Below are 26,402 nucleotides of genomic sequence, written 5' to 3'. Positions count from 1 at the left end.
TTCACTCGCCCTGTTTCTGGCGGCGCTTCTTGTTGCGCCAGGAGGCGAAGAAGATGACGGCGAGAAAGACATTGATGGCGAGGACCCATTTGTCGCTCCACGACAAATAGCCCCAGATCGTCTGCAGATAGGACAATTGGCTCTCCCTTTGCGCGCGCTCGCGGCCCGCTTTTTTATCGTTCTCGCCGCCGCGGCGGCGCAGGTCTGGAATTTACGCGCAACGGCGCGCGCGATAAAGGCCCGGCGCTCCGACCGAACGAATGAGGCGCGCGTCGGAAGCGGCGCTTCTATCTCGGCCTCGAGGGCCCTCGCGACATCCTGCCCCGGCCAGGACGGCCGCAGCGCTCGATGATGTGCGAATCCGGTCGCGCTATCGCGGGCGGGGCGAACCCTACTCTTTCTCCAACGGCAGATTTGCGTCGGCGACGCCGCCGATCAAATTGGCGGACAGCAGCAATTCCGTCGAAATCTCCCCGCCCATGGGACGGAGCCGCACGCCCGCGTCGACCGCCTCGCTCTGCGCGCGCCGCGCCGCGACGGCCTCCTCGATCGACACAGCGGCAAAGGAAAAGGCCTCGCCCGGCCGCCGCTGCGCGAAGCGGCCGATATCGGCGCCGATGACATTGGCGATCTTCGGATAGCCGCCGGTCGGCTGGCGATCCGCCATCAGCACGAGCGGCGCGCCATCGCCCGGAACCTGTATCGCGCCGAGCGCCACCCCATCCGAGACGATGTCATGGCCTTTGGCGTGAGCGAGGCGCGCGCCCTCCAGCCGAAAGGCCATGCGATCGCTCCTCTGCCCGACCCGCCAGCGCGTCGACAGAAATTCGCCGATCGCCTCTGGCGTGAAATAATCCGCCTGCGGCCCGAGCACGGCGCGGATCGGCTCCTCCGAGGCGGCGAGCCAAGGCGCCTCGAGCGCCAGCAACGCCCGCGGCGGCGCGGCGAGATCGGCGAGCGGCAGACTATCGCCGGCGCGCAGTCCCCGCCCCTCGAGCCCGCCCATGGAAGAGCGCGTATGCGTGGCGAGCGAGCCCAGCGTCGGCGGCAGATCGATGCGGCCCGCGATTGCGACATAGCACCAGGCCCCGCTCCGCCCCGCGCGAATGGAGAGCCGGGCGCCCGGCTCCAGCGCGAGAGCGCAAGCGGAGGGAAGCGGCGCGCCGTCCAGGCGAATGTCGAATTCGCCGCCGGCGATGGCGAGGCCGATCGTCTCGCCTTCCGCCGTCAGCTCCAATCCGCCGAGCGAGACCTCGATCGCCGCAGCGCCCATAGCGGCGCCCGCCGCGAGATTGGCGGCGGCGAAGGCGCGGGCGTCCATCGGCCCGGCCGGCGTCACGCCGAAGCGCAGGCTGCCGCGTCGCCCGGCGTCCTGCACAGTGACGCCCGGCCCCGCCGCGCGCGCAATCAGCCGCGCGCTCATGCCATCGTCTCACGTCGCGCGATCATCTCGCCGCGCGCGCTTTTCTGCTCGAGCGCGCGAAATGTCGCTTCGTCGATCGGCTCGAAGCGCAGCGCGTCGCCGACCTCGACGAAAAAGGACGGATCGCGCTCCGGCGCGAACATCCGCTCTGGCGTGCGGCCGAGGACATACCAGCCGGTCGGCATGGGATCGGCGCCGATGAGCGAGAGGCCGCCGCCGATGAGCACGGCGCCGCGCGGCGTCGGCCCGCGTGGAGAGGCGCGGCGCGGAACGGCCAGCGCCGAAGGCAGGCCGCCGAGATAGCACCAGCCCGGCGCGAATCCATACATATAGGCGCGATAGTCGGCGCCCGCATGAAGCGCCGCGACTTGGCTGGGCGAAAGCGAAAGCGCCTCGCCCGCCGCCGCGATATCCTCGCCATGCGGCGGCGCGTAGCAGCAGGGAATGATCCAGCGGACGCTCGCAGCGGCGCGCGCCGGCGCCGCTCTCTCCAGCGCCTCGACATGAGCGACGAGCGCGGCGCGCGTGAGCGCCAGCGGATCGTAGTGAATCATCAGCGAGCGATAGGTCGGAACCGTCTCGACGATTCCAGCGAGCGGCGCGGCGCGCAGAGCCGCGTCCAGCGCCAGCGCCTCGGCGTTGATCGCAGGATCGACGCTGTCGCCGAACTCGACCACCAGCGCCGCCTCGCCGGCGTCGAGACAGCGCGGCGCGGCGTAGCGCATCGGCTCACGCCTGCGATGGCGCGAAGGGCAGCAACTGATAGCCCGCGCGCTCCAGCGCCGCGCGCAGGCGCCGCGTCATTTCGACGGCGTGGGCGGTGTCGCCATGCACGCAGATGGAGTCGATCGGCGTCGGCAGCCGCTTGCCGCTCTCGGTCACGATCGCCTGCTCGCTCAGCATGTTGACCGCGCGCGCCGCGGCCCAATCGGGGTCCTCGATCACCGCGCCCTTCTGGCTGCGCGACTTCAGCCGTCCATCGTCGAGATAGGCGCGATCGGCGAAGACTTCATGGGCGATCGCAACGCCCGCATGTTCGGCCGCCGCCACCTGCTCGCTGCGCGCGATGGCGAGCAGAGTGAGGCCGGCGTCGACGGCGCGCATCGCCCGCGCCACGGCGAGCGCGATCTCCGGCTCGACCTCCGCGACATTGGCGAGCGCGCCATGGCATTTCACATAAGTGAGGCGATGGCCGCTATAGAGCGCGAGCGCCTGCGCCGCGCCGATCTGATAGGCGACGAGACGCTCCACCTCGGCGGCGGAATAGGGAATGCGGCGCCGGCCGAAGCCGGCGAGATCGGGAAAGGACACATGCGCGCCAATGGCGACGCCGCGCGCCTTCGCCAGAGTGAAGCAACGCGCCATTATGTCGGGATCGCCGGCGTGATAGCCGCAGGCGACATTGGCGGAGGTGACGAGATCGAGCATGGCCTCGTCGTCGCCCATGCGCCAGGCTCCGAATCCTTCTCCGAGATCGGCGTTGAGATCGATTGTCACTGTCACCGGGCTCCCGCGCGCCACGACCTCGGCGATATCTGCTCCGATCGGAGATGCGCTTCGAAATGCTCCTCATCAATTCAGGACGGCGGCGCTCGCGGCCGCTTCTACTCCGCTGCGAGGACCTGCGGCGGCGGAAAGGCGACCTCGATCAAAGTGCCCTGATTCTTGCGGCTCTTGATCGAGAAGGAGGCGCGATTGGCCTCGATCAGCGCTTTCGTCACCGGCAGGCCGAGGCCGGTGCCGCCGCGCGACGCGCCCACCTGTCGGAACGGCTCGAGCGCCGTCTCTATCTCATTCTCCGACATGCCGATCCCTGTATCCTTCACGCGGATCACCGCATAGCCGGCGTCGGTCAAGGCGCTCGACACGATCACCTGCCCGCCCGCCTCGTTGAACTTCACCGCATTGGACAGAAGGTTGAGCAATATCTGCCGCAGCGACCTGCCGTCGGCAAGGATGCGCGGCAAACGCGGCCAAAGCGACAGGCGGATCACCACGCGGCTGCGGTTCGCCTGCGGCTGCATGATCGACACACATTCGGAGATCACGGCGTTGGCGTCGATGCGCTCGACGTCGAGCTCGAACTTGCCCGCCTCTATCTTCGAAAGGTCGAGCAGATCATTGACGAGGCTCAGCACATGCTCGCCGGAGGTGTGGATGTCCTTGAGATATTCCTTGTAGCGCTCATTGCCGAGGGCGCCGAAGCGCTCCTCCATCATCACCTCCGCGAAGCCGATGATGGCGTTGAGCGGCGTGCGGATCTCATGGCTGACCTTGGCCAGAAAATCGGTCTTGGCGGCGCTGGCGCGCTCGGCCTCGCGGCGGGCGGCCTCGAGCTCGTCGTCCGAGCCGCGGCGACGAACGACATGAAGAATGACGCACCGCCTCTGCTCGGGTGGCGGGCCGAGCGGCGCGAGGGTCAGCTGTACCGGGAGCAATTGGCCGATGCGCATATGCGCCTGGAGCGGGAGCTGAAGCCCCTCCTCTTGCGGCGGGGGCCGGCGGAGGAAATCGGCGACCGCGCCCTGATCGGCGTCGCAGAACAATGAGGCGAGGCCGGAGCCGAGCAGCACGCGCGCCTCGCCGCCGACGAGCCGGCCGAAAGCGGCGTTGACGCTGCGCAGACGTCCATCGGCGTCCACCACCACCACGGCGTCGCTCACCGCGTCCAGCGTGGCGCGCAACTCCTCCGCCTCCAGGCGACGCGCCTCCAGCTCCTTGCGCAAGGCGCCGGCTCGCGCCGACACGGGCGCGGCCGAAGCCGGGCGCGCGCTGCGCAAGGTGACGAGCGTGGCGGCGAGGCCGTCCCATTCGATCGGCTCCAGCCACGCGTCGGCCTCCAGCGGCTCGCCATCGCTATCGATCACTTCGAGGACGCCGCCCGCGCTTCCGTCGGGCGCGGTCGGCGGGCGGCGGCCGGCGAAGAGCCGAGTGGCGCCGCCATCGCCGGCGAGCGCCGCAGCGTCGCCATAGCCGAGATAATCGAGCAGCGTGCGATTGGCGTAGAGGACCTCTGCCCCGCGCGCGACCATCACGCCTATGGGCAGGCGGTCGAGCAGCGCCTCGGCGCGCGAAAGATCGCGCGGAAGGACGTTATTCTCATTCGACGGCGACGGCTCGCAGACGGATTCGGGCTCGTGGACCGGCTCGGGCTCCGCCGGAGCCGCGGCGGCTTGTCCGGTCGTCGCCTGCTCGATCGTCTCGAACAAGTCGCGCACCGAGCCTTTGGCGGGTTTTTGCGCGGCGGCGAGCGCGCGGGCGATCTCGTCGAAGGCCGTGCGCTCGCTCGCCGACAGCGCCTCGCCGATGGAGGCGGTCGCCTCCTCGAGCCGCGGCGACGGGCGCAGCGCGACGACCTTGGCGCCGCCGGCGATCTGCGCCGGCTCGGCCTGGACCACCGCCAGGGTCGGCGGCTCGAGCGCGGCCGGCGGCGATTCTTTCTCCGGCTCCCGATCCGGCTCTTTGCGCAGCCTGTCGACATGCAGCACGCCATAGCCCTGATAGCCGCCGAAACAGCGCCCGTCGTCGAAGACGGGCAGAGCGCCCAATGTCACCGGCACGCGCGCCGAATGATCGTCGAGCGGCCAGTCGAGCTCGACCCCGCTCCAGGAGCGATGCGAGGCGAAGGCCTCGGCGAGACGGCCGTCCGGGGCGAGCCGCAGCCCGCTGGCCAGATCGAGAAACCGGCGACCGGCGATGGCACCATTCTCCCGCCCGACGATTTCGGCGAGGGCGGAAGTGACGTCGAGAATCCGGCCATCGGCGTCGGAACGCCAGAGAAAGCGCTCCGGCCGCGCCACACGCGCCGGTTGCGGAGCCTCGGGCTCCGGCGCGGCGGCCGGCTCCGGCGCGGAAGAGGCGGCAGCTTCCGCGGCGACGCCGGGAGCCGCGCTCTCTTGCCCCGCGGCGCGCATTCCGAGCATTGCGACGAGGAAAAGAGGCGATCCATCGTCGCCGGCGAGGACACGGCACAACACGGTCGCCGTCTGCGCGATCGGACCGAAAGAAAAGCGCAGCCGCTCGAGCCGCGGAGCCGCCGCATGGCTCTGCGCTCCGGCGAGCTCGCGGAGCCGGCGCGCGCCGGGCTCCTCGCCGCCGAACAGACGTTCGCTCAGCGCGGCGATATCCCCGCCGAATATCGCGATGGCGGATTCATTGGCGTAGACGACCGAAAGCGGCGCGCCGGCGGCCGCGATGATCGGCGCCCCGGACGCTTCGAGCGCGGCGAAGGCCGGATCGGCGCTGATCCGCGCGGCGACCGCCTCGCTCTCGATCCCCAGCCTGTCGTGCTCGCTCATATCGACAGCGCCTCTTCGGACGCGACAAGCGCCGGAACGGCGCGGAACAAAGCGGCGCGGAACGCGCGTCGCGGCCGATCGAAGGTGAAGGATCGGTTAAAAGAAACTTAAAGGTTCGGCGCGGCTTGGTCTATGCGGCGTCGGACATTTTAACAAGCTTCGACGATTCATCATGAACGGATGCGCCGCCTCGAGGCCATAAATATGTTGCAATGCAGCATGAGTTGAGCCATATTCGAATCGGCGGTACCGTTCCTGTCGCGATGCGCGAGAACGGCCGCAGGCGGTCGGCCGGCGCCCCTTCTTCGGCCGACGGGCGGCCTCGGGCCGACCCGACCAGAAGGAAGCATTCGTGAACGATCCGATCTATCAGATACCGAACGAGGTCCGCGACTTCGCCGAGAAGAGCGTCGAGCAGGCGCGCAAGGCGTTCGAGGGATTCGCCGGAGCCGCGCATAAGGCGATCGGCTCCGTCGAGACGACGACCGCCACCTTCCAGGTCGGGGCCAAGGATGTGAGCGCCAAGGCGCTCGGCTACGCCGAAGCCAATGTGAACGCCGCTTTCGACCTCGCCCAGAAACTGCTCCGCGCCAAGGACCCGCAGGAGGTTCTCCAGCTGCAGGCGGAATATGTGAAGAGCCAGGTCGAGACCATTCAGAGTCAGGCCAAGGAGCTCGGCGCCGCGTTGCAAAAGGCGACGACCGGCAAGTGAGCCGGCACAGTGAGATTGCGACGGCGCCGCGCCGCTGACGCGCGGCGCTTCGACGAGACGATATGGCGTGCGTTGGCGGGTGAGTAAGGCGACCGAGCCGAAGACGATTCGGGCGCGCGCGACACCAGAAACCAGGAGCCCGAAGCGATGGCCACCCATACGAGAGGTTCTTCCAAACGCCCGGCGCCGCCGAAGGAGCCGCCGATCACTCTGAAAGACGCGCTGGACGACGACGAGCCCGAGGCGCCGCCGCCCGCCTCCTCCGCCCCGGCCGCTGAGATCGAGGCCGTCGCCGCGGCGCTGGAGGCCGTGGAGATAGAGACCGTCACTGCCGCGTTGGAGCCTGTCGAATTGGGCGTGACGACGGCCGAGCCCGTCATCGAAACATCCGAGCCGGCGCTGGAGATCGTCTCCGAGCCCATCGCCGAAGCGCCGATCGCCCTCGCAGTGATCGCCACGACGATCGAGACCCCTGCGCCGAAACCCGAAGCGATCGCGCTCGATCCGAGTCTCTGGCCGCTGAAGACGATCGACCTCGTCAATGAGAACGCCGCCGCCGTCTTCGATCTGGCGCTCGCGCTCGGCCAGGCCCGAACGGTCGGCGACGCGCTGGAGGCGCAATCGCGTTTCGCCAGCGAGCGCTATTCGACCTTCGTGAAGCGCGCCAATGAATTCGTCGAGCTGTCGAGCCGCTGGTCGCCCTTTCGCTTCGCCGTCTCCGCTTTTGTTGCGTGAGGCGACAGCGCTCGGCCGAATGCGAAGCCGGAGTCGAAGGGTTGCGAAAAGCGAGCCTAAAGGCTCGGTTCTCACGTCAATTCATCTGGCGCAGGCCCCTGGAGTCTTTTGTTTTGACGCGTTTCCAACGCCGAACCGGCGTCCACTTCGGCTGGAAACGCTCTAGAGCGTGGCCTCGATCAGCGCGCGCAGTTCCGGCGTCGCCTCGGGCATGACGCCGAACCAGTCGCGGAAGGCCGGCCGCGCCTGATGGATCAGCATTCCGAGCCCATCCACGGCGACGTTGCCGCGCGCTCGGGCCGCGGCCAGCAGCGGCGTCTCCAAAGGCGCATAGACGATATCGGAGACGAGCGCCGCCGCGGGCAGGCGATACAAAGTCAGATCGAGCGGCGGCTCGCCGACCATGCCCTGATTCGTCGTATTGACCAGGAGTCCGGCGCCGGTGAGGCCCTCGGCGCGCTCCTCCCAGCGGAACGCCGAAACCGGCGCGCCGAAATCTGCGGCGATCTTCTGCGCCCGCTCGAGCGTGCGGTTGAACAGCCGCACCTCCGCGGCGCCGGCGTCGATGAGCCCGGCGATGACGGCCCGCGCCGCCCCGCCCGCGCCGATGACGACCGCCGGCCCGGCGTCCGCCCGCCACATGGGCGCCGCCGCGCGCAGCGATGCGGTGAAGCCGAAACCATCGTAATTGCGGCCGACGAGCGTTCCGTCCTCTTCCACCACGACGCAGTTCACCGCGCCGATTCGCTCGGCACCGGCGTCCAGAGAGTCGACGACGGAAAGCGCTGCTTCCTTATGGGGGATGGTGAGATTGCAGCCCGAAAAATTCAACGACGGCAGCGCGCGCAGCGCCGCCTCGAGACGTCCCGGCTCTATGGCGAGCGGGACATACGCGCCGGCGAGGCCGTAGCGCGCGAGCCAGTAATTGTGGATTTTGGGCGAGCGCGAATGCGAGATCGGCCAGCCCATCACGCCGGCGAGGAGAAAGCGGTCCTGCCCATGCATCTGCTTCTCCCCGCTCGTTCTTGCGCCAGCGGCGCCTATTGCTTCGCCGCGCAGCCCCCCTGCCCTTGCGCGGAGAGCGCCGAAAAGAGCGCGGCGTCGGCGTCGAGGCCGGGATTGCCGGCCGTGAGCAGCTTCTCGCCATAGAAAATAGAATTGGCCCCGGCGACGAGGCACAATATCTGCGCCTCGCGCGAGAGGCCGGAGCGGCCGGCCGACAGGCGCACGCGCGACTTCGGCATGAGGATGCGCGTCGTCGCGATCATGCGCACCAGCTCCAGCGAATCGACCGGCGGGCGGCCCTCGAGCGGCGTGCCCTCGATCGCGGCCAGCGCATTGATCGGCACGCTCTCGGGATGCGGATCGAAGGAGGCCAGCACCTGCAGCATATGGGCGCGGTCGCGCACGCTCTCGCCCATGCCGATAATGCCGCCGCAACACATTTCTATGCCGGCCCGGCGCACGGCGGCGAGCGTCTGCAGACGATCCTCGTAAGTGCGCGTGGTGACGATCTCGCCGTAGAACTCCGGCCCCGTGTCGAGATTGTGGTTATAGGCGGTGAGGCCCGCCTCCACGAGGCGCTCGGCTTGGCCGTCATCGAGCATTCCGAGCGTGACGCAGGCCTCCATACCGAGCGCGCGCACGCCGCGCACCATGTCCAGCACGGATTCGAAACGCTCGCCCTTGGGCGCCTGGCGCCAGGCCGCGCCCATGCAGAAGCGATCCGCTCCGGCCTCCCGCGCGCGCTTGGCCGCGTCCAGAACCTCGTCCACCCGCAGCAGCTCGACGCGGTCGAGCTTGACCTCGCGGTGATGCGCCGATTGCGAGCAATAAGAGCAATTCTCCGGGCAGCCGCCGGTCTTGATGCTGAGCAGCGCCGCCTTCTGCACGTCATTGGGATCGAAGAAGCGGACGTGCAGCACGCTCGCCCGCGCGATCAGCTCGAGCAGAGGCGTGTCGTGGATGGCGACGATCTCCTCCAGCGTCCAGTCGTGACGGAGAGTGAAATCGGCGGGAGCGTTCATCGAGCGGGCCTCTCTGCGGCGTTGCGTTTCAGCGCGATTTTTTGGCGATGCGGCGTTCGTTGCGCGTGAGCGGGCGCCCCGGTTCGTCCAGGCTCTCGCCGAGGGCCGCGGAGGGCCGCCTGCGCTGGAGCTGCGGATCGGCTCCGCGCAGAATGGCATAGACGACATAAGCGGCGACGGCCAGATCGAAACCGGTGAGCCCGAGCGTGAACCACGCCGGCGTGAACTCCGAGCCCGTGCCGAGATAATGGAACTGCAAATGCCAGAACGGATGCAGCGCGAAGCCCACGGCGAGCCACCAGGGCGAGCCGACGAGGCCGAGCAGAGCGAAAGAGCCGAAAATGGCGAAGCCGGTCATTTCTATGCCGAACCAGGCCTTGGGATTGTCCGAGGCGAAAGCGAGGCCGACATAGAGCGCGGCGGTGGCGATGAGCCCATAAGCCAGCGCGCGGCGCGAGCCCGCCTGCGGATAACGCTCCGACCAGCGCGCGAAGAACACGAAGGCCGCGCCGACGAGCGCGCCGACGGCGGCGGGAATCAGAATCGAGGACGCGTGTTCCATTGTCGAACTCGTAGGGTTACGGCCGCAGCGAGGTCTATAAGTCGGACCGGAGGAGGGGACAAGGGAGGGGACGCGGGAGGGCCGCAGCGGGCGCCGACGGCTCGCCTCCCCCGCCTCGCATCGTAATTTCGCCAAAATCTGCTATAGCTGCCCTCACCTACCGCGCCCGACGGCGCCCCCGCTCGAGGATCGACGCCCCATATGCAAGTCGAAACAGACGCCGCCAATTCCAGCTCCTCCGCCATTCTCGACGATCAGTCCTTGCTCGCCGATATTCGCCTCCTCGGCCGCCTGCTCGGCGATACTGTGCGCGAGCAGGAGGGCGTCGCCGCCTTCGAGCGTATCGAGACTATCCGCCGCCTCTCCGTGGCCGTCAGCCGCAATGGCGATATGGAGGCCGATCACAAGCTCGAGGCGCTGCTGCGCTCGCTCTCGGCGAGCGAGGCGGTCACCGTCATCCGCGCCTTCAGCTATTTCTCGCATCTCGCCAATATCGCCGAGGATCTGCATCCGCTGCAGGGCGACGAGGCCTCCGGCGCGCCGAGCCTCGCCAATACTTTCGCCCATTTGCGCAAGGCGTCCATCGGCCCGGGCAAAGTGGCGCAAGTGCTCTCCAATGGCTGGGTCTCGCCCGTCCTCACCGCGCATCCGACCGAGGTGCGGCGAAAAAGCCTGCTCGACGCCGAGCACGCGATCTCCGCCCTGCTGCAGGCGCGCCAGCACGCGCGCAGCAAAGCGGAACTCGCCCATAATGAGCTGCAATTGCGCGCCCGCGTCTCGCAGCTGTGGCAGACGGAGCTCTTGCGGCAGGCGCGGCTCACCGTGCGCGACGAGATCGCCAACACGCTGAGCTATTATCGCAGCACCTTCCTGCGCCAGATTCCGCTGCTCTACGCCGACATCGAAGAGCGTCTCGGCGGCTTGCGCATTCCGCCATTTCTGCGCATGGGCACTTGGGTCGGCGGCGATCGCGACGGCAATCCCAATGTGCGCGCCGACTCGCTCGCCAATGCGCTGCGAATGCAGAGCGAGACGACGCTGCGCTTCTATCTCAGCGAGGTGCATGAGCTCGGCGCAGAGCTCTCCATCTCGCGCCGCTACGCCGGTTGCAGCCAGGCGTTGGAAGCGCTCGCCGCGCGTTCCGGCGACGATAATCCGCATCGCGACGACGAGCCCTATCGCCGCGCGCTGATCGGCGTCTACGCCCGCCTCGCCGCGACGCTCGAGGAGCTGACGGGCCAGGAGGCGCAACGCCATGCCGTCGCGCCGGCCAACCCCTACCCCAATGCGCGCGCCTTTCTCGCCGATCTCGAAATCGTCGACGATTCCCTGCGCTGCCATCACAGCGAAGTGATCGCGACGCAGCGGCTCGAGCCGCTGATCCGCGCGGCGGAAGTCTTCGGCTTTCATCTCGCCACGGTCGATCTGCGCCAGAGTTCCGACCGTCACGAGGAGACCATCGCCGCTCTGCTGCGCGAGGCGCGCGTCGCGCCCGACTACGCCGCCCTCACGGAAGAGGAGAAGCGCGCCCTATTGCTGAAGCTGCTCGGCGATCCGCGGCCGGTGCGGCTGGTCGACGCCGCCTATTCGGAAGATGTGGCGAGCGAGCTGGCGATCTTCGAGCGCGCGGCGGAGATGCGCAAGACCTATGGTCACGAGTCGATCCGACATTACATCGTCAGCCATACGGAGACGGTGAGCGATCTGCTCGAGGTGCTGCTGCTGCAGAAGGAATGCGGCATGATGCGCGGCACGCTCGATCCGCGCGACGCCAATATCGTCGCCGCCGATCTCATCATCGTGCCTTTGTTCGAGACGATCGGCGATCTGCGCAACGCCGCCGTCATCATGCGCGAATTCTATGCGCTGCCCGGAATCGTCAAGCTCGTCACCAATTCCGGCGCGCAGCAGGACATCATGCTGGGCTATTCCGACAGCAACAAGGACGGCGGCATTCTCGCCAGCATTTGGGAGCTCTATCGCGCCTCCACCGCGCTCGCGGATTTCTTCTCGGGCCGGCCGTCCATCGCCATGCGCCTCTTCCATGGGCGCGGCGGCACGGTGGGGCGCGGCGGCGGTCCGAGCTATGACGCCATTCTCGCGCAGCCGCCGGGCACGGTGAACGGGCAAATCCGCCTCACCGAGCAAGGCGAGGTGATCGCTGCGAAATACGCCAATCCGCAGATCGGCCGCATCAATCTCGAGCTGCTCGTCGCCGCGACCCTCGAGGCGACGCTGCTCTCGCACAGCAAGGCGCCGCCGCCGGAATTCCTCGATGTGGCGGAACAGCTGGCGCAATGGGGCATGGACGCCTATCGCGGCCTCGTCTACGAGACGCCCGACTTCGTCGATTATTTCTTCGCCTCGACGCCGATCTCCGAGATCGCCTCGCTCAACATCGGCTCGCGGCCGGCCTCGCGCAAGCCGTCGCGCAGAATCGAGGATTTGCGCGCCATTCCGTGGAGCTTCTCCTGGGGTCAGGCACGCCTCGCCCTGCCCGGCTGGTACGGCTTCGGCTCGGCGATCGCGCGCTTCCGCGAGGGCGATGACGGGACCAAGCTCGAGCTGCTGAAGCGCATGTATCGCGAATGGCCCTTCTTCCGCACGCTTCTGTCGAACATCGACATGATCCTGTCGAAAACCGATCTCTCGATCGCGCGTCACTATGCGGGCCTGGTGCAGGATCACGCGCTCGCCGACCGCATCTATGGGGAGATAGAAGCGGAGTGGAGCAGAGCCAACGCCGCGCTCGCCGATCTCACCGGATCGAGCGAGCGCCTCGCCGACAATCCGGCTCTGGCGCGCTCGCTGCATCATCGCTTCCCCTACATCGCGCCGCTCAACTATCTGCAGGTGGAGCTCATCCGCCGCTGGCGCGGCGGCCAGACCGGCGACGACATTCGCCAGGGGATATTGATGTCCATCAATGGCGTCGCCGCCGGCCTGCGCAACACGGGGTGAACAGAAAAGGGCGACATTGCGGCGCTGTCGTCAAAGCGTCATGCGCCGCCGCCATTAGGGGTTCCGATCCAGCTGGAACGGAACCGCTATGTCGCCTCTTCTCTCGCACGTCAGCCCGCTCGCGCTCCTCGCCTCTCTCTCCCTGTCCGACGCCTCGGCAGTCGCCACAGAGTTGAGCCTGCCGGCCGTACTCGTAGCGGGCCGGAACGCCTCCTTCGGCGCCGCTACGATCGCGAGCAGCGGCGGGATTGTTTCTTTGCCGGCCGGTCCCGTCCCCACGGGCGCCACCCTGACCATCGCCGGCGCCCAAATCCTCCCGGCCGGCGCGATTACGGTCGGCTCTGTCCAGAATTTGGTCTATGCTGGCAATCTCGATCCTTTGCCCGATCCGGCCCTTGCCCTGTCGCTCGTCGACCCCGCCGGCTCCCTCCCGTCGGCCGCCGTGCAGACCCTCCTCCCTTATTCGATCAGCCCCGCTGGGACGATCAGTTCGACTCAAAAAGCGTTCGACAGTCTCATCCTGGCCGGAGCCAATCTCGTCGCCTCGTCCGTTTCGACCGCGTCGCTCGCGCTCGCAGCATCCCTCTCCCTGGCCGCCGCGCCGGCTATCGCCGCCGATTTGACCGTTCCCGCCGGAACGACCGTCTCCGGCCAGATGACCTTCGGCGGGACCGACAAGATCACCATCGGCGCCGGCGGAAAGCTCACCTCCTCCTCCAATCCGACGCTCAATCAGACGTCCGCCTCCACCGGCGTGCTCATCGATAATTTCGGCACGATCGAATCGACCGGGACAGGAACGCGCGCGATTCGCTTCAACAGCGGAACCGCGATGAGCTTCACGCTGACCAATGAGGCGGGCGCGACGATCCAGTCGCAGAATGACGCGCTGCAGATCGGAACCGCCGTCAAATCCGGGACCATCACCGTCAATAATTACGGGCTGATCCAGGCGACGGGCACGGGCTCGAACAATGGCCAGGCGATCGACTTCGGCAATGTCGTCGCCGGCACGGCGTCGATCACCATCAATAATTTTTCGACCGGCGTGCTGCAGACCGCTGACGCCGACGGCATTCGCCCCGGCAACAACGCCACGATCAATAATTACGGCCAGATCATCTCCAACAATTTCCTGACCAACACCGGCGCGGATGGAATCGACTTCCAGACCAGCACGGGCGGAACGGTCAATAATTACGCTGGCGGAATCATCTCGGGCGGGCGCCACGGAATCAACATCAGCTATGATTCCACGGCGAATACGACCAGTTCCTCCATCACCATCACCAATTACGCCGGCGGGCAGATCATCGGCCGCAACGGCTCGGGCTTCGGCTCCGACGTCGGCGGAACCGTGATCAATTACGGCCTCATCTCCGGCCGCATCGACAGCATAGCCGGCGTCGCCAATGGCGACGGCGATGGCGTCGATATCGACTATATCGGCAACATCACCAATTACGGCACGATCGAAGGGACGGGCGCGAAGGGCGTCGGCTCCGATGGAAAGACCAACACCAGCCAGGGCGTCGCCATCGGCGGCGGCGTCATCGACAATAAGGCCGGCGCGACGATCATCGGTCAGGCGGATGGCATTCTCGTCGACAATAGCTCGGAAGGGCCGGCCTTCGGCGCGGTGACGATCACCAACGCCGGAACGATCGAAGGCACGACGCGCTACGGCGTCTATATCAACAGCACGCTGAACAATACGCTCACCAATTCCGGAACCATTACCGGCGGCGGCGGACAGGCGATCGTCTTCGGCTCCGGAGACGACACGCTGAATATTCGCACCGGCTCCGTCATCAACGGCACGGTGGACGGCGGCGCCGGAAACGACCGCATCTCGCTCTCGGGAACGGGGACTTTCGCCGGCGCGATCAATTTCGAAACGCTGAGCGTCGACGACGGCGTGTGGACGCTCACCGGAACGCAGAGCTATTCGAGCGGCGTCACTGTCGCCAGCAGCGCGGAGCTCGTCGCCGCCGGCGCGATCGGCAATCTCGTCACCGTCGCCGCGGGCGGGCGCCTGTCGGGCTCCGGCGCGCTGGGCGCGCTCGATCTTTCCGGCGTCGTCTCGCCGGGCTCGGGCGCCGGCGCGATCTCCACGCTCTCCATCACCGGCGACGCAACTTTCCGTTCGGGCTCGGTCTATCAGATCGACGCCAACGCCGCCGGCGCGGCGGATAAGATCGTCGTCGGCGGAACGGCGACGCTCGCCGGCTCCGTGCAAGTGAGCGCCGCCTCCGGCAATTACGCCCCCGCCACGACCTATTCGATCGTGCAGGCGACGGGCGGCGTCAGCGGCTCCTTTGCTTCTGTTTCCACCGACCTCGCCTTTTTGACGCCCACGCTCTCCTATAACGCCAACAACGCCTTTCTGACGCTCTCGCGCAATGGCGTGTTCTTCCAGAGCGTCGCGACCAATCGCAATCAGCGCGCCGTCGCCGCGGCGCTCGACACGACACCGACGGCGAGTCCCCTCTTCCTGTCCATCGTCGGCAAATCGGCGGCTGGCGCGCGCGCGGCCTTCGACGGACTCTCCGGCGAAGGCGTCACCGGCGCGCTGAACGTCGGCCTCGAATCGAACCGACTTTTCGGCGGGGCGCTCGCAGACGCCGGACAGTTCTGGCGCTCGGGCGAGACGCGCGACGCCAATGGATTCTCCGTTTTTTCCGCGACGACGCCCGCCCTCGGCTATGCGTCGCTGGAATCGAAAAAGGGTCCGATCGCCATGCGTCCGACGCAAGAGCCGGCGCGGCTCTGGCGCCTGTGGATTTCCGGATTCGGCCAGAGCGCGCGCTTCGGCGGCGACGCTGCGCAAGGCTCGGCGACGCAGCGCACGAGCCTCGGCGGCGGCGCGATCGGCCTCGATGCGGCCGTGCTTCCCAATCTTCTGCTCGGCTTCGCAGGCGGCTATAGCGCCGGCGGCGCCTCGACCGATCTGCGCTCGACCCATGTGGACACGCATGGCTGGCATATCGGCGGCTATGGCGTCTTCACCTTCGATCCCAATTATATCTCCGCCTCGCTCGCCTTCTCCGATTTCGACAATTACTCCCGCCGCTCGGTCTTCGGCCTCGGGACGGGCGAGACGGCGAATGCGAATTTCGGGAGCCGCGTGTTGCGCGCGCGCGTCGAGATCGGGCGCGACGTCGATCTGTTCGGCCTGCGCGCGACGCCCTTCGCGGCTGTCGAGACGGCGCATATTTGGACGGATGGATTCACCGAGACGACGGCGGCTTTCCCCGGCTTTGCGGGCCTCGGCGCTCTCGCCTTCGCCGCTCGCGAGACGGACTCGCTGCCCCTCTATTTCGGCGCACGCTTCAAGCGCAGCTTCGCGCTCGACAATGGCTGGCGGCTGACGCCCGATCTCTCGCTCGCCTATGTGCATGAATTCGAGCCGACGCGCGCGCTTCTCGCATCCTTCGCCTCGGCGCCCTCGGCGGCTTTCACCATCGCCGGCGCGCGTCCTGACGAGAATTACCTGCAGGTGAAAGGCGGGCTGCGCCTCGATGTGAACGCCTCGGTCGCGCTCTTCGCCTCCTTCGAAGGGGAATATGGCGGACGCACGCAATCCTATGCGGGACGAGGCGGCCTCAAAGTGGTCTGGTGAGGCCGCCCCTGCTCTTTTACGCGTTTTGCGAAGCGCTCGAGGACCGAGAGCCCTGCTGAGCGACGAGATCCTTCAGCAACGCCTCGACGCTCGATTGCGCGGCGCTGGCGTCGCCGCTCTTGGCGGCGGTGATCAGCGTCTTCAGATCGTCGACGATCGTCGAAGAAGAAGAGGAAGAATCGGTCGTCGTCGAGGACGATGACGAGGAATCCGTCGAGGACGAGGACAGGAGCGAAGCGAGATCGCTCTCGAGGCTCGTGGCGGAACTCTTCTGCGTCGTCGTATCGCCCGATTGCACTGCGTTCAGCAGCGTCGCCAGATCGGAGACGAAGGAGGAAGCGGTCGAATCCGAGCTGTCGGAAGAAGACGGCGGGGGCGGAGGCGGAGGCGCTTTCAAATGACTCTCGATCGTCTTGGCCGTCGATTGCGCGGTCGTCGTGTCGCCCGACTGCACCGCCGAGACCAAAGTCTGCAGATCGGAGAGGAAGCCGGATTGGCCGTCCGACGAGGATGATGACGAGCTCGACGAATCCGAGGTCGACGACGATTGCTGCAACAGGCTCTGAAGACTCGACGCGGCGGTCTTGGCCGCCTCTGTATCGCCGGAGTCGACCGCCTTCAGCAGACTGGCGACTGTCGAGGCGAAACTCGAATCAGAGGACGAAGTGGAATCGTCGCTGGAGCTGGTCGAGCTGGAATCGCTGGCGAAGAGCAGCGAGGCGAGCTGGCCGGAGCTCGGGCTGCGGAAATCGATCGCCGAGCTGGAATCGACGGCGTTGGTCTGCGTCGTGGAGGTGGAGCTGGTCGTCGCCGAAGCGCTCGCGGCGGCCGCCGCTGTCGTGTCGTCGACGTCTTTCGTGGGACGGGAATGATGATGATAGGCGGTTTGAACAGCGCTGGAGGCCAGACTCGATATGGACATTCTGCGTATCCTGGAAGGAGAGCGGACGTGCGCGACTGTCCGCGCGCCGCCTTACGCAAAACTTACCAACATCCACTGTCTAGAGGCTAGATTGCACAGAAATACTTGTAAAATCGGGCGTTTTCTTCCCATATCCGAAGAGCGTCGGAGTATTTCTATAATATATATGCTATGCTCCACTTTCGTTACGCGCGGCGAGCTTGCGCTCCCAATCCAACGCCTGGCGCACGATCGTCTCGAGATCGTCGTGACGCGGCGTCCAGCCGAGGCGCGAGCGGATGCGATCATTGGCGGCGACGATGGCGGCCGGATCACCCGGCCGCCGGCCCGCGAATTCGACCGGGAAATCGACGCCGGAGACGCGCTTCACCGTTTCGATCACCTCGAGCACCGAGAAGCCGTGCGCATAGCCGCAATTGCAGACGAGGCTCTCGCCGCCCCCACGCAAATGACGCAGCGCGTCGAGATGGGCGCGGGCGAGATCGGTGACGTGAATGTAGTCGCGCAGGCAGGTGCCGTCGGGCGTCGGATAATCGGTCCCGAAAACCTGCATCCCCGGCCGCAACCCCAGCGCCGCCTGCACCGCCACCTTGATGAGATGCGTCGCCTTGGGCGTCGATTGGCCGGAGCGGCCTCGAGGATCGGCGCCGGCGACATTGAAGTAGCGCAGCGCTACATAGGAGAGATCATGCGCGCGCGAGACATCCTCGAGCATCCACTCGACCATCAGCTTGGAGCGGCCATAGGGCGAGACCGGCTTCAGGCTCTCGTTCTCCGTCACCGGATTATGCTCGGGATCGCCATAGACGGCCGCGGTCGAGGAGAAGATGAAACGCCTCACGCCGGCCTCCACCGCCGCCTCCAGCAGAGCCCGCGCTTTTGCCGTATTGTTCGAATAATAGCCGAGAGGATCGGCGACGGACTCGGGGACCACGATCTTGGCCGCGAAATGAATGATCGACTGAATATCGTGCCGCGCGAAAATATCGCGCAGCAGCGCCGCGTCGCCGAAATCGCCCACGATGAGCGGAACCTCTTGCGGAACCGCCCAGCGAAACCCCGTGGAGAGATCGTCGAGCACGACGACCTTCTCGCCGGCGTCGAGCAGCTCGAGCGTCATATGGCTTCCAATATAGCCGGCGCCGCCGGTCACGAGAATGGTCATTCCGCGCCCTTCCTGCTGAAGACGTCCTCACGGGAAATTAACGGGCAATGGTTAAGGACGAATCCTGGCCCGGCTCGGACTAGGCGTTGGTCTTTCGCCATTGCGGGATATTCTCGGAAAAGCGCTAGCGCCTTTTCGAAACCCTGCTCGGGCGTCGCGCTCTCGCGCTCGGGTCACACTCGCTCGAAATGGACTAATCATGAGCAAACGTATTCGCAAGGCTGTTTTTCCCGTGGCCGGCCTCGGCACGCGCTTTCTCCCGGCGACCAAAGCGGTGCCGAAGGAAATGCTGACCGTCGTCGATCGCCCCGTGCTCCAGCATGTGGTGGACGAGGCGCGCGAGGCCGGGATCGAACATTTCATTTTCGTGACCGGACGCAACAAGGGCGTCATCGAGGATCATTTCGACATCGCCTACGAGCTCGAGGACACGCTCAAAAGGCGCGGCAAGGTCAAGGAATATGACGCGCTGGTCGCCGATCTGCCGGCCGCCGGCGCGACGAGCTTCACCCGCCAGCAGGCGCCGCTCGGCCTCGGCCACGCCGTCTGGTGCGCGCGCGAGATCGTCGGCGACGAGCCCTTCGCCGTGCTGCTGCCCGATATGGTGACGCTCGGCAATGGCCCCAAGCAGAGCCGCTGCCTCGCCCAGGCGGTGGAGGCCTATGAGGCCCATGGCGGCAACGTGATCGCGGTGGAGGAAGTGCCGCCGGAGGAGACGCATCAATATGGCATCGTCTCCGTGGGAAAGGATTTCGGCGCCGCTTTCGAGATCACCGGAATGGTGGAGAAGCCGCCGCGCGGAACCGCGCCGAGCAATCTGATGATCTCGGGGCGCTATATTCTGCAGCCGGAGATTTTCGATATTCTGGCGAAAGGCGAGAAGGGCGCGGGCGGCGAGATTCAGCTCACCGACGGCATGGTGGCGCTCAGCGGCTCACAGGCCTTCCACGGCGTGCGCTTCGACGGCAAGACCTATGACACGGGATCGAAGCTCGGCTTCCTCGCCGCCAATCTCGCCTTCGGCCTGACGCGCCCGGACATAGCCGACGGGCTGAGGGCGGAGATCGCCAAGCTGCTCGGCTGATCGGAAAAGGCCCCTCCCCGACCCTTTCCCGCGAGGGTGAGGGAGGGGCGCTAACCAAGCCTCGAAAGCTACGCCTTCCGCTTCGGCCGCAGCCGGATGATGACGTCGCAGCCGACGATCTCCATGCCCTCGGGCGGAGCAGGCAGCTTGGCGAATTCGATGGAGCCGTCCACCACGTCGAACATGCGCTTGCTGACCTCATCCATGAAATGATGATGCGGCGCGGTGCGTGTGTGGAAATAGGTGCGCGGTCCCTGCACGGCGATCTCCCGCAGCAGGCCGACGTCGGCGAATTGGTTGAGCGTGTTGTAGACGGTCGAGAGCGACATTTGCAGCCCGGCCTCGCGCGCTTCGGCGTGGAGCGCTTCGGCGCTCACATGGCGGTCGCCATTGCCATAGAGCAGCTTGCTGAGCGAGATGCGCTGCGAGGTGGGACGAAGGCCCGCCGCCCGCAGCTTGGCCTTCAGCTCATGCTCCTCCTTGGCGGGAACCGCCTTTTTTCCGAGTTGGATCGGCGCACGAAAATTCGTAATCATGGGGTGATGCGTCATTTCCGTTTCGCCTCAGATCCTGTCCTGCTCGCGGCTCCTAGTGGAAGTCGAGACATGCCGATTGAAAACGCAGCGCAGCGAAGTGTCAAACAAAATGGCCAAAAGTGTAAAGATTCCAAAGAATGGCCAAGCTCGTGGGCAATTCTGCGACAAACTTTCGGCCACGCTCGCGCCAGTCGCCGCGACGTGTTCAGAACATTGCCAGCCGTTTTCCTACTCTTTGTCCTGACGGCTATTTTCAGTTCCTTCGCCGCCGCGCAGGAAAGCGCCGGCGATTCAGATCTCGCGCATTTCCTGCAGCGATTATGGCCAGCGGCGCAGGACGCAGGGGTCTCGCGCGAGACTTTCGATTCCGCGGTCGCGGGCCTGACCGTGGAGCCTGGATTGCTGCGGCGCCCACAGGCTCAAACCGAGTTCACTATTTCCATCCCCTCCTATGTCGCCGGCGCCGTGAGCGCGGCGCGTGTCCAACGGGGACGCGCGCTCTCGGGCGAGCTCTCCGCGCCGCTGGCGACGATCGAGGAGCGCAGCGGCGTTCCTTCCGAGATCGCTCTCGCCATACTCGGGGTCGAAAGCAATTTCGGTTCCGCGACCGGCGGCGCCGACACGCTGCGCGTGCTGGCGACGCTGGCCTTCGCCGGCCATAGGGGCGCGATCTTCGCGGACGAATTCGTCGCGGCGCTCGTCATGCTGCAGCGGGGCGACGTCACCCGCACGCGGCTGCGCGGCTCTTGGGCCGGCGCCATGGGACAGCCGCAATTTCTGCCCAGCGCCTATCTGAAATATGCGACGAGCTATGCGGGCGGCGCCGCGCCCGACATTTGGACGAACCGGCTCGATTCGCTGGCCTCCATCGCCAATTTCCTGAAATTCTCCGGCTGGGACCCGCGCCTGCCTTGGGGCCTCGAGGTCGTCCTGCCCAAAAATTTCGACTATGCCGACTTCGATCTCGACTTCGCGCAATGGCGCGCGCTCGGCCTCGCCGCGGCGAATGGCGAAGCGCTGCCGGCGAGCGGCCCGGCGAGCCTCTATCTGCCGGCCGGCGCGGCGGGGCCGGCCTTTCTCATCACCGATAATTTCGAGGTGATTCGCAAATACAACACATCCGACGCCTATGCGCTGTCGATCGGCCTGCTCGCCGACCGAATCGCCGGGCGGCGCGCGCCCGTCGCCCCCTGGCCGAAGAAGATCGCGGCCCTCTCCACCGCCGACTGCAAGGAACTGCAACGCCTGCTCGCCGCGCGCGGCTTCTATCGCGGCGCCATCGACGGCAAGCTCGGCCGCACCAGCCGCAACGCCGTGCACGCCTTTCAGCTGAGCGAAGGTATGCAGCCGGCGGACGGCTTCGCCACCAAGGACGTGCTGCAGCGGCTCGCGCGCTGAGCCTGTCGCGCCGAAGCTGCTGACGTCAGCGCGAGAAATAAGCTATCTGTGACGCCGAAGAGGCGTCGAGCCGCTCCGCGAGAGCTCCGCCCGCCTGGAGACTTACGTGAGCGATCATATTCTGTATCTGGTGATCGCGGCCGCATGGATGCAAACGCTGGCCGCGATCGCTTCGGCCTATTCGAAGACGATGATCCGCTTGCGGATCGCATCCACCATCGCGAATTTTCTCGGCGTCGTGGTGGGCGCAGCGAGCGGCAATATGGCCGTGCTGGCGCGCCACCTCATTCTGTTTCCGCTCGACCTCACGCGGCTGCGCGAGATGCGCAAGCTGGTGGCCAGCGTGAAGCGCGCGGCGGATGGCGAGCTGAAGGTCGAATGGCTGAAGCCGTTCATGCATCCATGCAGCGTGAAGGCCGGCGCGCTTTTGTTTCGCAAAGGCGAGGAGGCCGACCGCGCCTATATGCTGATCGAAGGCGAGGTCGAGCTCTCGGAGATGGGGATCGTCCTGCCCCCAGGAACATTGTTCGGGGAAATGGCGCTATTCACGACGCAAGGCCTGCGCACGGCCACCGCGCGCGCCCGCGACGATTGTCGGCTGCTATCGATCACTTACGAAGAATTCGAGCAGCTCTATTTCCAGAACCCGCAATTCGGGCTCTATCTCGTTCGGCTGATCGTTCGGCGCTGTCAGACAAACATGCAGCAGCTCGAGGCCGTCGCCTGGCGCGGAACAACGGAAGATGTCGGCGCCTGAATCGAGGCGCTTGTCGCCGAGCAGACGCGACAAGGCTGCCGCTCGGCGCTATTTCGTAGCGAGCTTCTGTACCGCCTGCAGCGGCACCTCGTCGAGGCCCGCGCCGCCATGGGCGACATGATCGATGATGCCGGCGCGCATACGCGGGTCCCAGAATTTCTTCAAATGCTCGGCCGTGCCGGCCACCGCGTCGGAATGCCTCTGCGCAGCGAAGAATTTGCCGATCTGATTGGCCATTTTGACGAGCCGGTCAGCCGAATTATGCGACATGGGTAGAGACCTGTTCCAGAATGCGTTCGGGGTGGGTGAAGATTTCGAAGTCGCGGCCGCGCACGACCGCCACCAAGGTCATGCCACATTTCTCCGCCGTGCGCACGGCCAGAGCCGTCGGCGCGGAGACTGCGGCGATAATAGGCGCGCCGATGCGGGCGGCCTTTTGAACGAGCTCGACGGAAATGCGGCTCGTCATCAGCACGACGCCCTGCGCTGCTGGAAGCCGCTGACGCGCCAGCGCGCCGGCGAGCTTGTCCAGCGCATTGTGGCGGCCGACATCCTCGCGGACGATCAGCGCATCCGACTCCGGCGCCCAGAAGGCGGCGGCGTGGACGGCGCGCGTCTCGCGGTTGAGCGTTTGCGCGCCGGGCAGACGATCCATGGCGGCGATGAGCGCCGTCGACGAGACGCGCAGCGTATTGGCGAGAACCGGCAGCGGTCGGCTGGCCTGCTCGAGGCTCTCTATGCCGCAGAGGCCGCAGCCGGTCGGTCCGGCCATGGAGCGCTTGCGCGCGGCATAAACTTCCTGCCGTCCGCCGGCGAGCCAGCTGCGCAGCTCTATGCCGGCCTCAGAGGCGACGATCTCGAAATCGCCGGCCTCGTCGATCGAATCGATGAGGCCTTCGGTGAGCGCGAAGCCGATCGAGAAATCCTCGAGATCGGCCGGCGTCGCCATCATCACCGCGTGCGTGGAGCCGCCATAGGTGAAGGCGATGGGGGTTTCTTCCGGGATGATGCGGGAGCTGTCCGACAGAGCATCATTGCGCCGCGCGATGCACGGAACGCGAATGCCGGCGGCGGGGAGGTCCTCGTTCATCCTCGATGTGTCTCCAGCACGCGCTCCTTCTCCCGCTTGCGGGAGAAGGTGGCCCCGCAAAGCGGGGTCGGATGAGGGACCGTGCGATAGGCCATCGTCCTCGAAACCGGCCCCTATTCAATCGATGGCGCGCGATGAGACACCCTCATCCGACCCGGCTACGCCGGGCCACCTTCTCCCACAAGTGGGAGAAGGAATCGCGCCCATCGATACCGCTCTGCTCTACTCCGCGGCCGTCGCGATGCGACGGGCGTTCTCGGAAAGCTCGCGATATTGCTCCTGCCACTCGGTCGGACCGTTGGAGGGCGAGATCTGCACCGCCGTCACCTTATATTCGGGGCAATTGGTGGCCCAATCCGAATTATCGGTGGTCACGACATTCGCCTGCGAGAGCGGGTGATGGAAGGTGGTGTAGACGACGCCCGGCGCCACGCGATCCGTGACCTTGGCGTGCAGCGTGATCTCGCCGGCGCGGCTCGCGATGCGCACCCAATCCCCATCGCGCACGCCGCGCAGCTCGGCGTCATGCGGATGGATCTCGAGCACGTCCTCCTCGTGCCAACGGCTGTTCTCGGTGCGGCGGGTCTGCGCGCCGACATTGTACTGAGACAGGATGCGGCCCGTCGTCAGCAGCAGCGGGAAGCGCGGCCCGGTCTTCTCGTCGGTGGGAACATATTCGGTGATGACGAACTTGCCCTTGCCGCGCGTGAAGCCGCTGATGTGCATGATCGGCATGCCTTCCGGCGCGGCGTCATTGCATGGCCACTGAACCGAGCCGTCCTTCTCGAGCTTCTCATAGGAGACATTCTTGAAGGTCGGCGTCAGCCGCGCGATCTCATCCATGATCTCGCTCGGATGCGAATAGTTCCAGTCGAGGCCGAAGGCCTTGGCGAGCATTTGGGTGATCTCCCAATCGCCATAGCCGTTCTTCGGGCTCATCACCTTGCGGATGCGCTGGATGCGGCGCTCGGCGTTGGTGAAAGTGCCGTCCTTCTCGAGGAAGCTCGCGCCCGGCAGGAAGACATGGGCGTAATGCGCGGTCTCGTTCAGGAAGAGATCCTGCACGATGACGCATTCCATCGCCGACAGAGCCGCCGAGACATGCTTGGTGTCCGGGTCGGACTGCAGAATGTCCTCGCCCTGGCAATAGAGGCCCATGAACTCGCCGGCGATCGCCGCGTCGAACATATTGGGAATGCGCAAGCCCGGCTCATTGTCGAGTTCGACGCCCCAGGCCTGCTCGAAGCTGTGACGCACATCGTCGTTGGAGACGTGGCGATAGCCGGGCAGCTCATGCGGGAAAGAGCCCATGTCGCAGGAGCCCTGCACATTGTTCTGTCCACGCAGCGGGTTCACGCCGACGCCGCGGCGGCCGAGATTGCCGGTCGCCATTGCGAGATTGGCGATGGCCATGACGGTGGTCGAGCCCTGGCTGTGCTCGGTGACGCCGAGGCCATAATAGATGGCCGCGCGGCCGCCGGTGGCGTAGAGGCGCGCCGCGGCGCGAATCTCTTCCGCCGGGACGCCCGAGAGCTTCTCGACCTCTTCCGGGCTGTTGCGATCGTCGGAGACGAAAGCCGCCCAATCCTGGAACTCGTCCCAATCGCAACGCTCGCGCACGAAGGCTTCATTGACGAGGCCTTCCTTGACGATCACATGCGCCAGAGCGGTGACGACCGCGACATTGGTGCCGGGCTTCAGCGCCAGATGATGATCGGCCGAGATGTGGGGCGAGCGCACCAGATCGATGCGGCGCGGATCGACGACGATGAGCTTGGCGCCATCGCGCAGGCGCTTCTTCATGCGCGAGCCGAACACAGGATGCGCGTCGGTCGGATTGGCGCCGATCACCAGAATGACGTCGGAATCGTCGACCGAGTCGAAGTCCTGCGTGCCCGCCGAGGTGCCGAAAGCCTGATTGAGGCCATAGCCCGTCGGCGAATGGCAGACGCGCGCGCAAGTGTCGGTGTTGTTGTTGCCGAAGCCGGCGCGGGTCAGCTTCTGGACGAGATAGGTCTCCTCATTGGTGCAACGCGAGGAGGTGATCACGCCGACAGAACGCTTGCCATGCTTCTCGATGATCGACTTGAAACGATCCGCCGCGAAGGCGATGGCCTCGTCCCAGGACACGACGCGCCAGGGATCGGTCGCCTTGTCGCGGATCATCGGCGAGGTGACGCGCTCCTTGTGCAGCGCATAGCCATAAGCGAAGCGGCCCTTGATGCAGCTATGGCCGTGATTGGCCTTGCCGTCCTTCCAGGGAACCATGCGGACGATCTCCTCGCCGCGCATTTCCGCCTTGAAGGTGCAGCCGACGCCGCAATAAGCGCAGGTGGTGACTTCCGAATGCTCCGGCTGGCCGACGGCGATCACCGATTTCTCGGTCAAGGTCGCGGTCGGGCAGGCCTGCACGCAGGCGCCGCAGGAGACGCATTCGGAATCCATGAACGCCTCGGCCATGCCGGGCGAGACGCGGCTGTCGAAGCCGCGGCCGTCGATCGTCAGCGCGAAAGTGCCTTGAGTCTCCTCGCAGGCGCGAACGCAACGATTGCAGACGATGCATTTCGACGGGTCATAGGTGAAATAGGGATTGGACTCGTCCTTCGGCATCCAATCGAAATTCGCCTTGCCGTCGACGCGGCTGCGGGCGAACACATGGTTGGAGCCGTCATAGCCGTAGCGCACGTCGCGCAGGCCCACGGCGCCCGCCATCGTCTGCAGCTCGCAATCGCCATTGGCGGCGCAAGTCAGACAATCGAGCGGATGGTCGGAGATATAGAGCTCCATCACGCCGCGGCGGATCGCCTTGAGGCGCGGCGTCTGCGTGTGCACGCTCATGCCCGGCAGCACCGGCGTGGTGCAGGAGGCGGGCGTGCCGAAGCGGCCGTCGATCTCGACGACGCAGAGACGGCAGGAGCCGAAGGCCTTCAGGCTGTCGGTGGCGCAGAGCTTGGGGATTTCCGTCCCCAGCTCCATGGCGGCGCGCATGATGGACGTGCCTTCCGGCACGGTGACCGATACGCCGTCGATCGTCAGAGTGACTTCTTTCTCCGACTTCGATGCGGGCGTGCCGTAATCGATTTCTTTGACGAGGCTCATGGCTTTGCTCC

At 66.2% G+C, this 26,402-nt stretch carries 21 protein-coding genes; 7 read left to right on the top strand and 14 right to left on the bottom strand.

All coding sequences use genetic code 11. From position 1 onward, the window contains the following. Position 1: 1 nt before the first annotated feature. From FMZ75_RS21940 to FMZ75_RS15060, 5 genes are all read right to left on the bottom strand, one after another. Positions 2-136 (bottom strand): hypothetical protein, encoded by a 135-nt coding sequence (locus FMZ75_RS21940; RefSeq protein WP_255461818.1) that lies wholly within the window; start codon positions 134-136, stop codon positions 2-4. 255 nt (positions 137-391) lie between these two features. Continuing rightward, positions 392-1,423 (bottom strand): biotin-dependent carboxyltransferase family protein, encoded by a 1,032-nt coding sequence (locus FMZ75_RS15075; RefSeq protein WP_166143932.1) that lies wholly within the window; start codon positions 1,421-1,423, stop codon positions 392-394. Next, positions 1,420-2,148: an allophanate hydrolase subunit 1 gene (locus FMZ75_RS15070; protein WP_166143931.1), complete on the bottom strand. Its 729-nt coding sequence runs from the start codon at positions 2,146-2,148 to the stop codon at positions 1,420-1,422. Before FMZ75_RS15070 ends, FMZ75_RS15075 begins: the two co-directional genes overlap by 4 nt. 4 nt (positions 2,149-2,152) lie before the next feature. Next, entirely contained in the window at positions 2,153-2,920 is a 768-nt protein-coding gene (locus FMZ75_RS15065) for a LamB/YcsF family protein (protein ID WP_108917648.1), read from the bottom strand. A 107-nt stretch (positions 2,921-3,027) separates the two neighbouring features. After that, positions 3,028-5,721 carry a HAMP domain-containing sensor histidine kinase gene (locus tag FMZ75_RS15060; protein WP_166143929.1) on the bottom strand — a complete coding sequence of 898 codons (2,694 nt, stop codon included), beginning with the start codon at positions 5,719-5,721 and terminating at the stop codon, positions 3,028-3,030. A 352-nt stretch (positions 5,722-6,073) separates the two neighbouring features. On the opposite strand from FMZ75_RS15060, the gene FMZ75_RS15055 reads away from it, so the two are divergent. Continuing rightward, complete coding sequence (locus tag FMZ75_RS15055; RefSeq protein WP_108917646.1) at positions 6,074-6,433, top strand: phasin; 360 nt, start codon at positions 6,074-6,076, stop codon at positions 6,431-6,433. Positions 6,434-6,580: 147 nt separating this feature from the next. Further along, entirely contained in the window at positions 6,581-7,168 is a 588-nt protein-coding gene (locus FMZ75_RS15050) for a phasin family protein (protein ID WP_166143927.1), read from the top strand. Positions 7,169-7,330: 162 nt separating this feature from the next. Here FMZ75_RS15050 and FMZ75_RS15045 read toward each other — a convergent pair whose 3' ends face one another. From FMZ75_RS15045 to FMZ75_RS15035, 3 genes are read right to left on the bottom strand one after another with little or no spacing between them, the layout of a single operon-like run. Next, on the bottom strand, positions 7,331-8,173 hold the full coding sequence (locus tag FMZ75_RS15045; protein WP_166143925.1) for a shikimate dehydrogenase: 843 nt from the start codon (positions 8,171-8,173) through the stop codon (positions 7,331-7,333). A gap of 35 nt (positions 8,174-8,208) precedes the next feature. Continuing rightward, positions 8,209-9,195 carry a biotin synthase BioB gene (bioB, locus tag FMZ75_RS15040; protein WP_166143923.1) on the bottom strand — a complete coding sequence of 329 codons (987 nt, stop codon included), beginning with the start codon at positions 9,193-9,195 and terminating at the stop codon, positions 8,209-8,211. 28 nt (positions 9,196-9,223) lie between these two features. Further along, positions 9,224-9,757, bottom strand: a complete 534-nt coding sequence (locus FMZ75_RS15035) for a hypothetical protein (RefSeq protein WP_166143921.1) — start codon at positions 9,755-9,757, stop codon at positions 9,224-9,226. 201 nt (positions 9,758-9,958) lie between these two features. Here FMZ75_RS15035 and ppc point away from each other — a divergent pair, with 201 nt between their 5' ends. Beyond that, positions 9,959-12,718 carry a phosphoenolpyruvate carboxylase gene (gene ppc / locus FMZ75_RS15030; protein WP_166143919.1) on the top strand — a complete coding sequence of 920 codons (2,760 nt, stop codon included), beginning with the start codon at positions 9,959-9,961 and terminating at the stop codon, positions 12,716-12,718. Between the two features lie 88 nt (positions 12,719-12,806). Continuing rightward, on the top strand, positions 12,807-16,340 hold the full coding sequence (locus FMZ75_RS15025) for an autotransporter domain-containing protein (RefSeq protein WP_166143917.1): 3,534 nt from the start codon (positions 12,807-12,809) through the stop codon (positions 16,338-16,340). A gap of 16 nt (positions 16,341-16,356) precedes the next feature. Here the strand turns inward: FMZ75_RS15025 and FMZ75_RS15020 are convergent, their stop codons facing one another. Both FMZ75_RS15020 and galE read right to left on the bottom strand, forming a co-directional pair. Beyond that, a complete protein-coding gene (locus tag FMZ75_RS15020; RefSeq protein ID WP_166143915.1) occupies positions 16,357-17,262 on the bottom strand; it encodes a hypothetical protein in 906 nt (301 codons plus the stop codon). Positions 17,263-17,431: 169 nt separating this feature from the next. Then, positions 17,432-18,427, bottom strand: coding sequence for a UDP-glucose 4-epimerase GalE (galE, locus tag FMZ75_RS15015; RefSeq protein WP_166143913.1), 996 nt, complete (start codon positions 18,425-18,427; stop codon positions 17,432-17,434). A 199-nt stretch (positions 18,428-18,626) separates the two neighbouring features. On the opposite strand from galE, the gene FMZ75_RS15010 reads away from it, so the two are divergent. After that, the gene (locus FMZ75_RS15010; protein WP_166143911.1) at positions 18,627-19,511 is read left to right on the top strand and encodes a UTP--glucose-1-phosphate uridylyltransferase; all 885 of its coding nucleotides are present in this window, start codon (positions 18,627-18,629) and stop codon (positions 19,509-19,511) included. A gap of 68 nt (positions 19,512-19,579) precedes the next feature. Here FMZ75_RS15010 and irrA read toward each other — a convergent pair whose 3' ends face one another. Beyond that, positions 19,580-20,047: an iron response transcriptional regulator IrrA gene (gene irrA / locus FMZ75_RS15005; RefSeq protein WP_370464725.1), complete on the bottom strand. Its 468-nt coding sequence runs from the start codon at positions 20,045-20,047 to the stop codon at positions 19,580-19,582. Between the two features lie 201 nt (positions 20,048-20,248). Between irrA and FMZ75_RS15000 the strand changes: the two genes are divergently transcribed. Both FMZ75_RS15000 and FMZ75_RS14995 read left to right on the top strand, forming a co-directional pair. Further along, entirely contained in the window at positions 20,249-21,445 is a 1,197-nt protein-coding gene (locus tag FMZ75_RS15000; protein WP_370464724.1) for a lytic murein transglycosylase, read from the top strand. Positions 21,446-21,551: 106 nt separating this feature from the next. Further along, positions 21,552-22,202, top strand: coding sequence for a Crp/Fnr family transcriptional regulator (locus FMZ75_RS14995; protein ID WP_370464723.1), 651 nt, complete (start codon positions 21,552-21,554; stop codon positions 22,200-22,202). Between the two features lie 48 nt (positions 22,203-22,250). Here the strand turns inward: FMZ75_RS14995 and FMZ75_RS14990 are convergent, their stop codons facing one another. From FMZ75_RS14990 to fdhF, 3 genes are all read right to left on the bottom strand, one after another. Beyond that, on the bottom strand, positions 22,251-22,472 hold the full coding sequence (locus tag FMZ75_RS14990; RefSeq protein ID WP_108917633.1) for a formate dehydrogenase subunit delta: 222 nt from the start codon (positions 22,470-22,472) through the stop codon (positions 22,251-22,253). Next, a complete protein-coding gene (gene fdhD, locus FMZ75_RS14985; protein ID WP_166143907.1) occupies positions 22,462-23,292 on the bottom strand; it encodes a formate dehydrogenase accessory sulfurtransferase FdhD in 831 nt (276 codons plus the stop codon). Before fdhD ends, FMZ75_RS14990 begins: the two co-directional genes overlap by 11 nt. Before the next feature lie 222 nt (positions 23,293-23,514). Next, positions 23,515-26,391 (bottom strand): formate dehydrogenase subunit alpha, encoded by a 2,877-nt coding sequence (fdhF, locus tag FMZ75_RS14980; RefSeq protein ID WP_166143905.1) that lies wholly within the window; start codon positions 26,389-26,391, stop codon positions 23,515-23,517. Positions 26,392-26,402 lie beyond the last annotated feature (11 nt).

The organism is Methylosinus sp. RM1 (assembly GCF_011378635.1).
GTDB lineage: Bacteria > Pseudomonadota > Alphaproteobacteria > Rhizobiales > Beijerinckiaceae > Methylosinus > Methylosinus sporium.
This window is presented reverse-complemented; position numbering and strand designations above follow the sequence as displayed.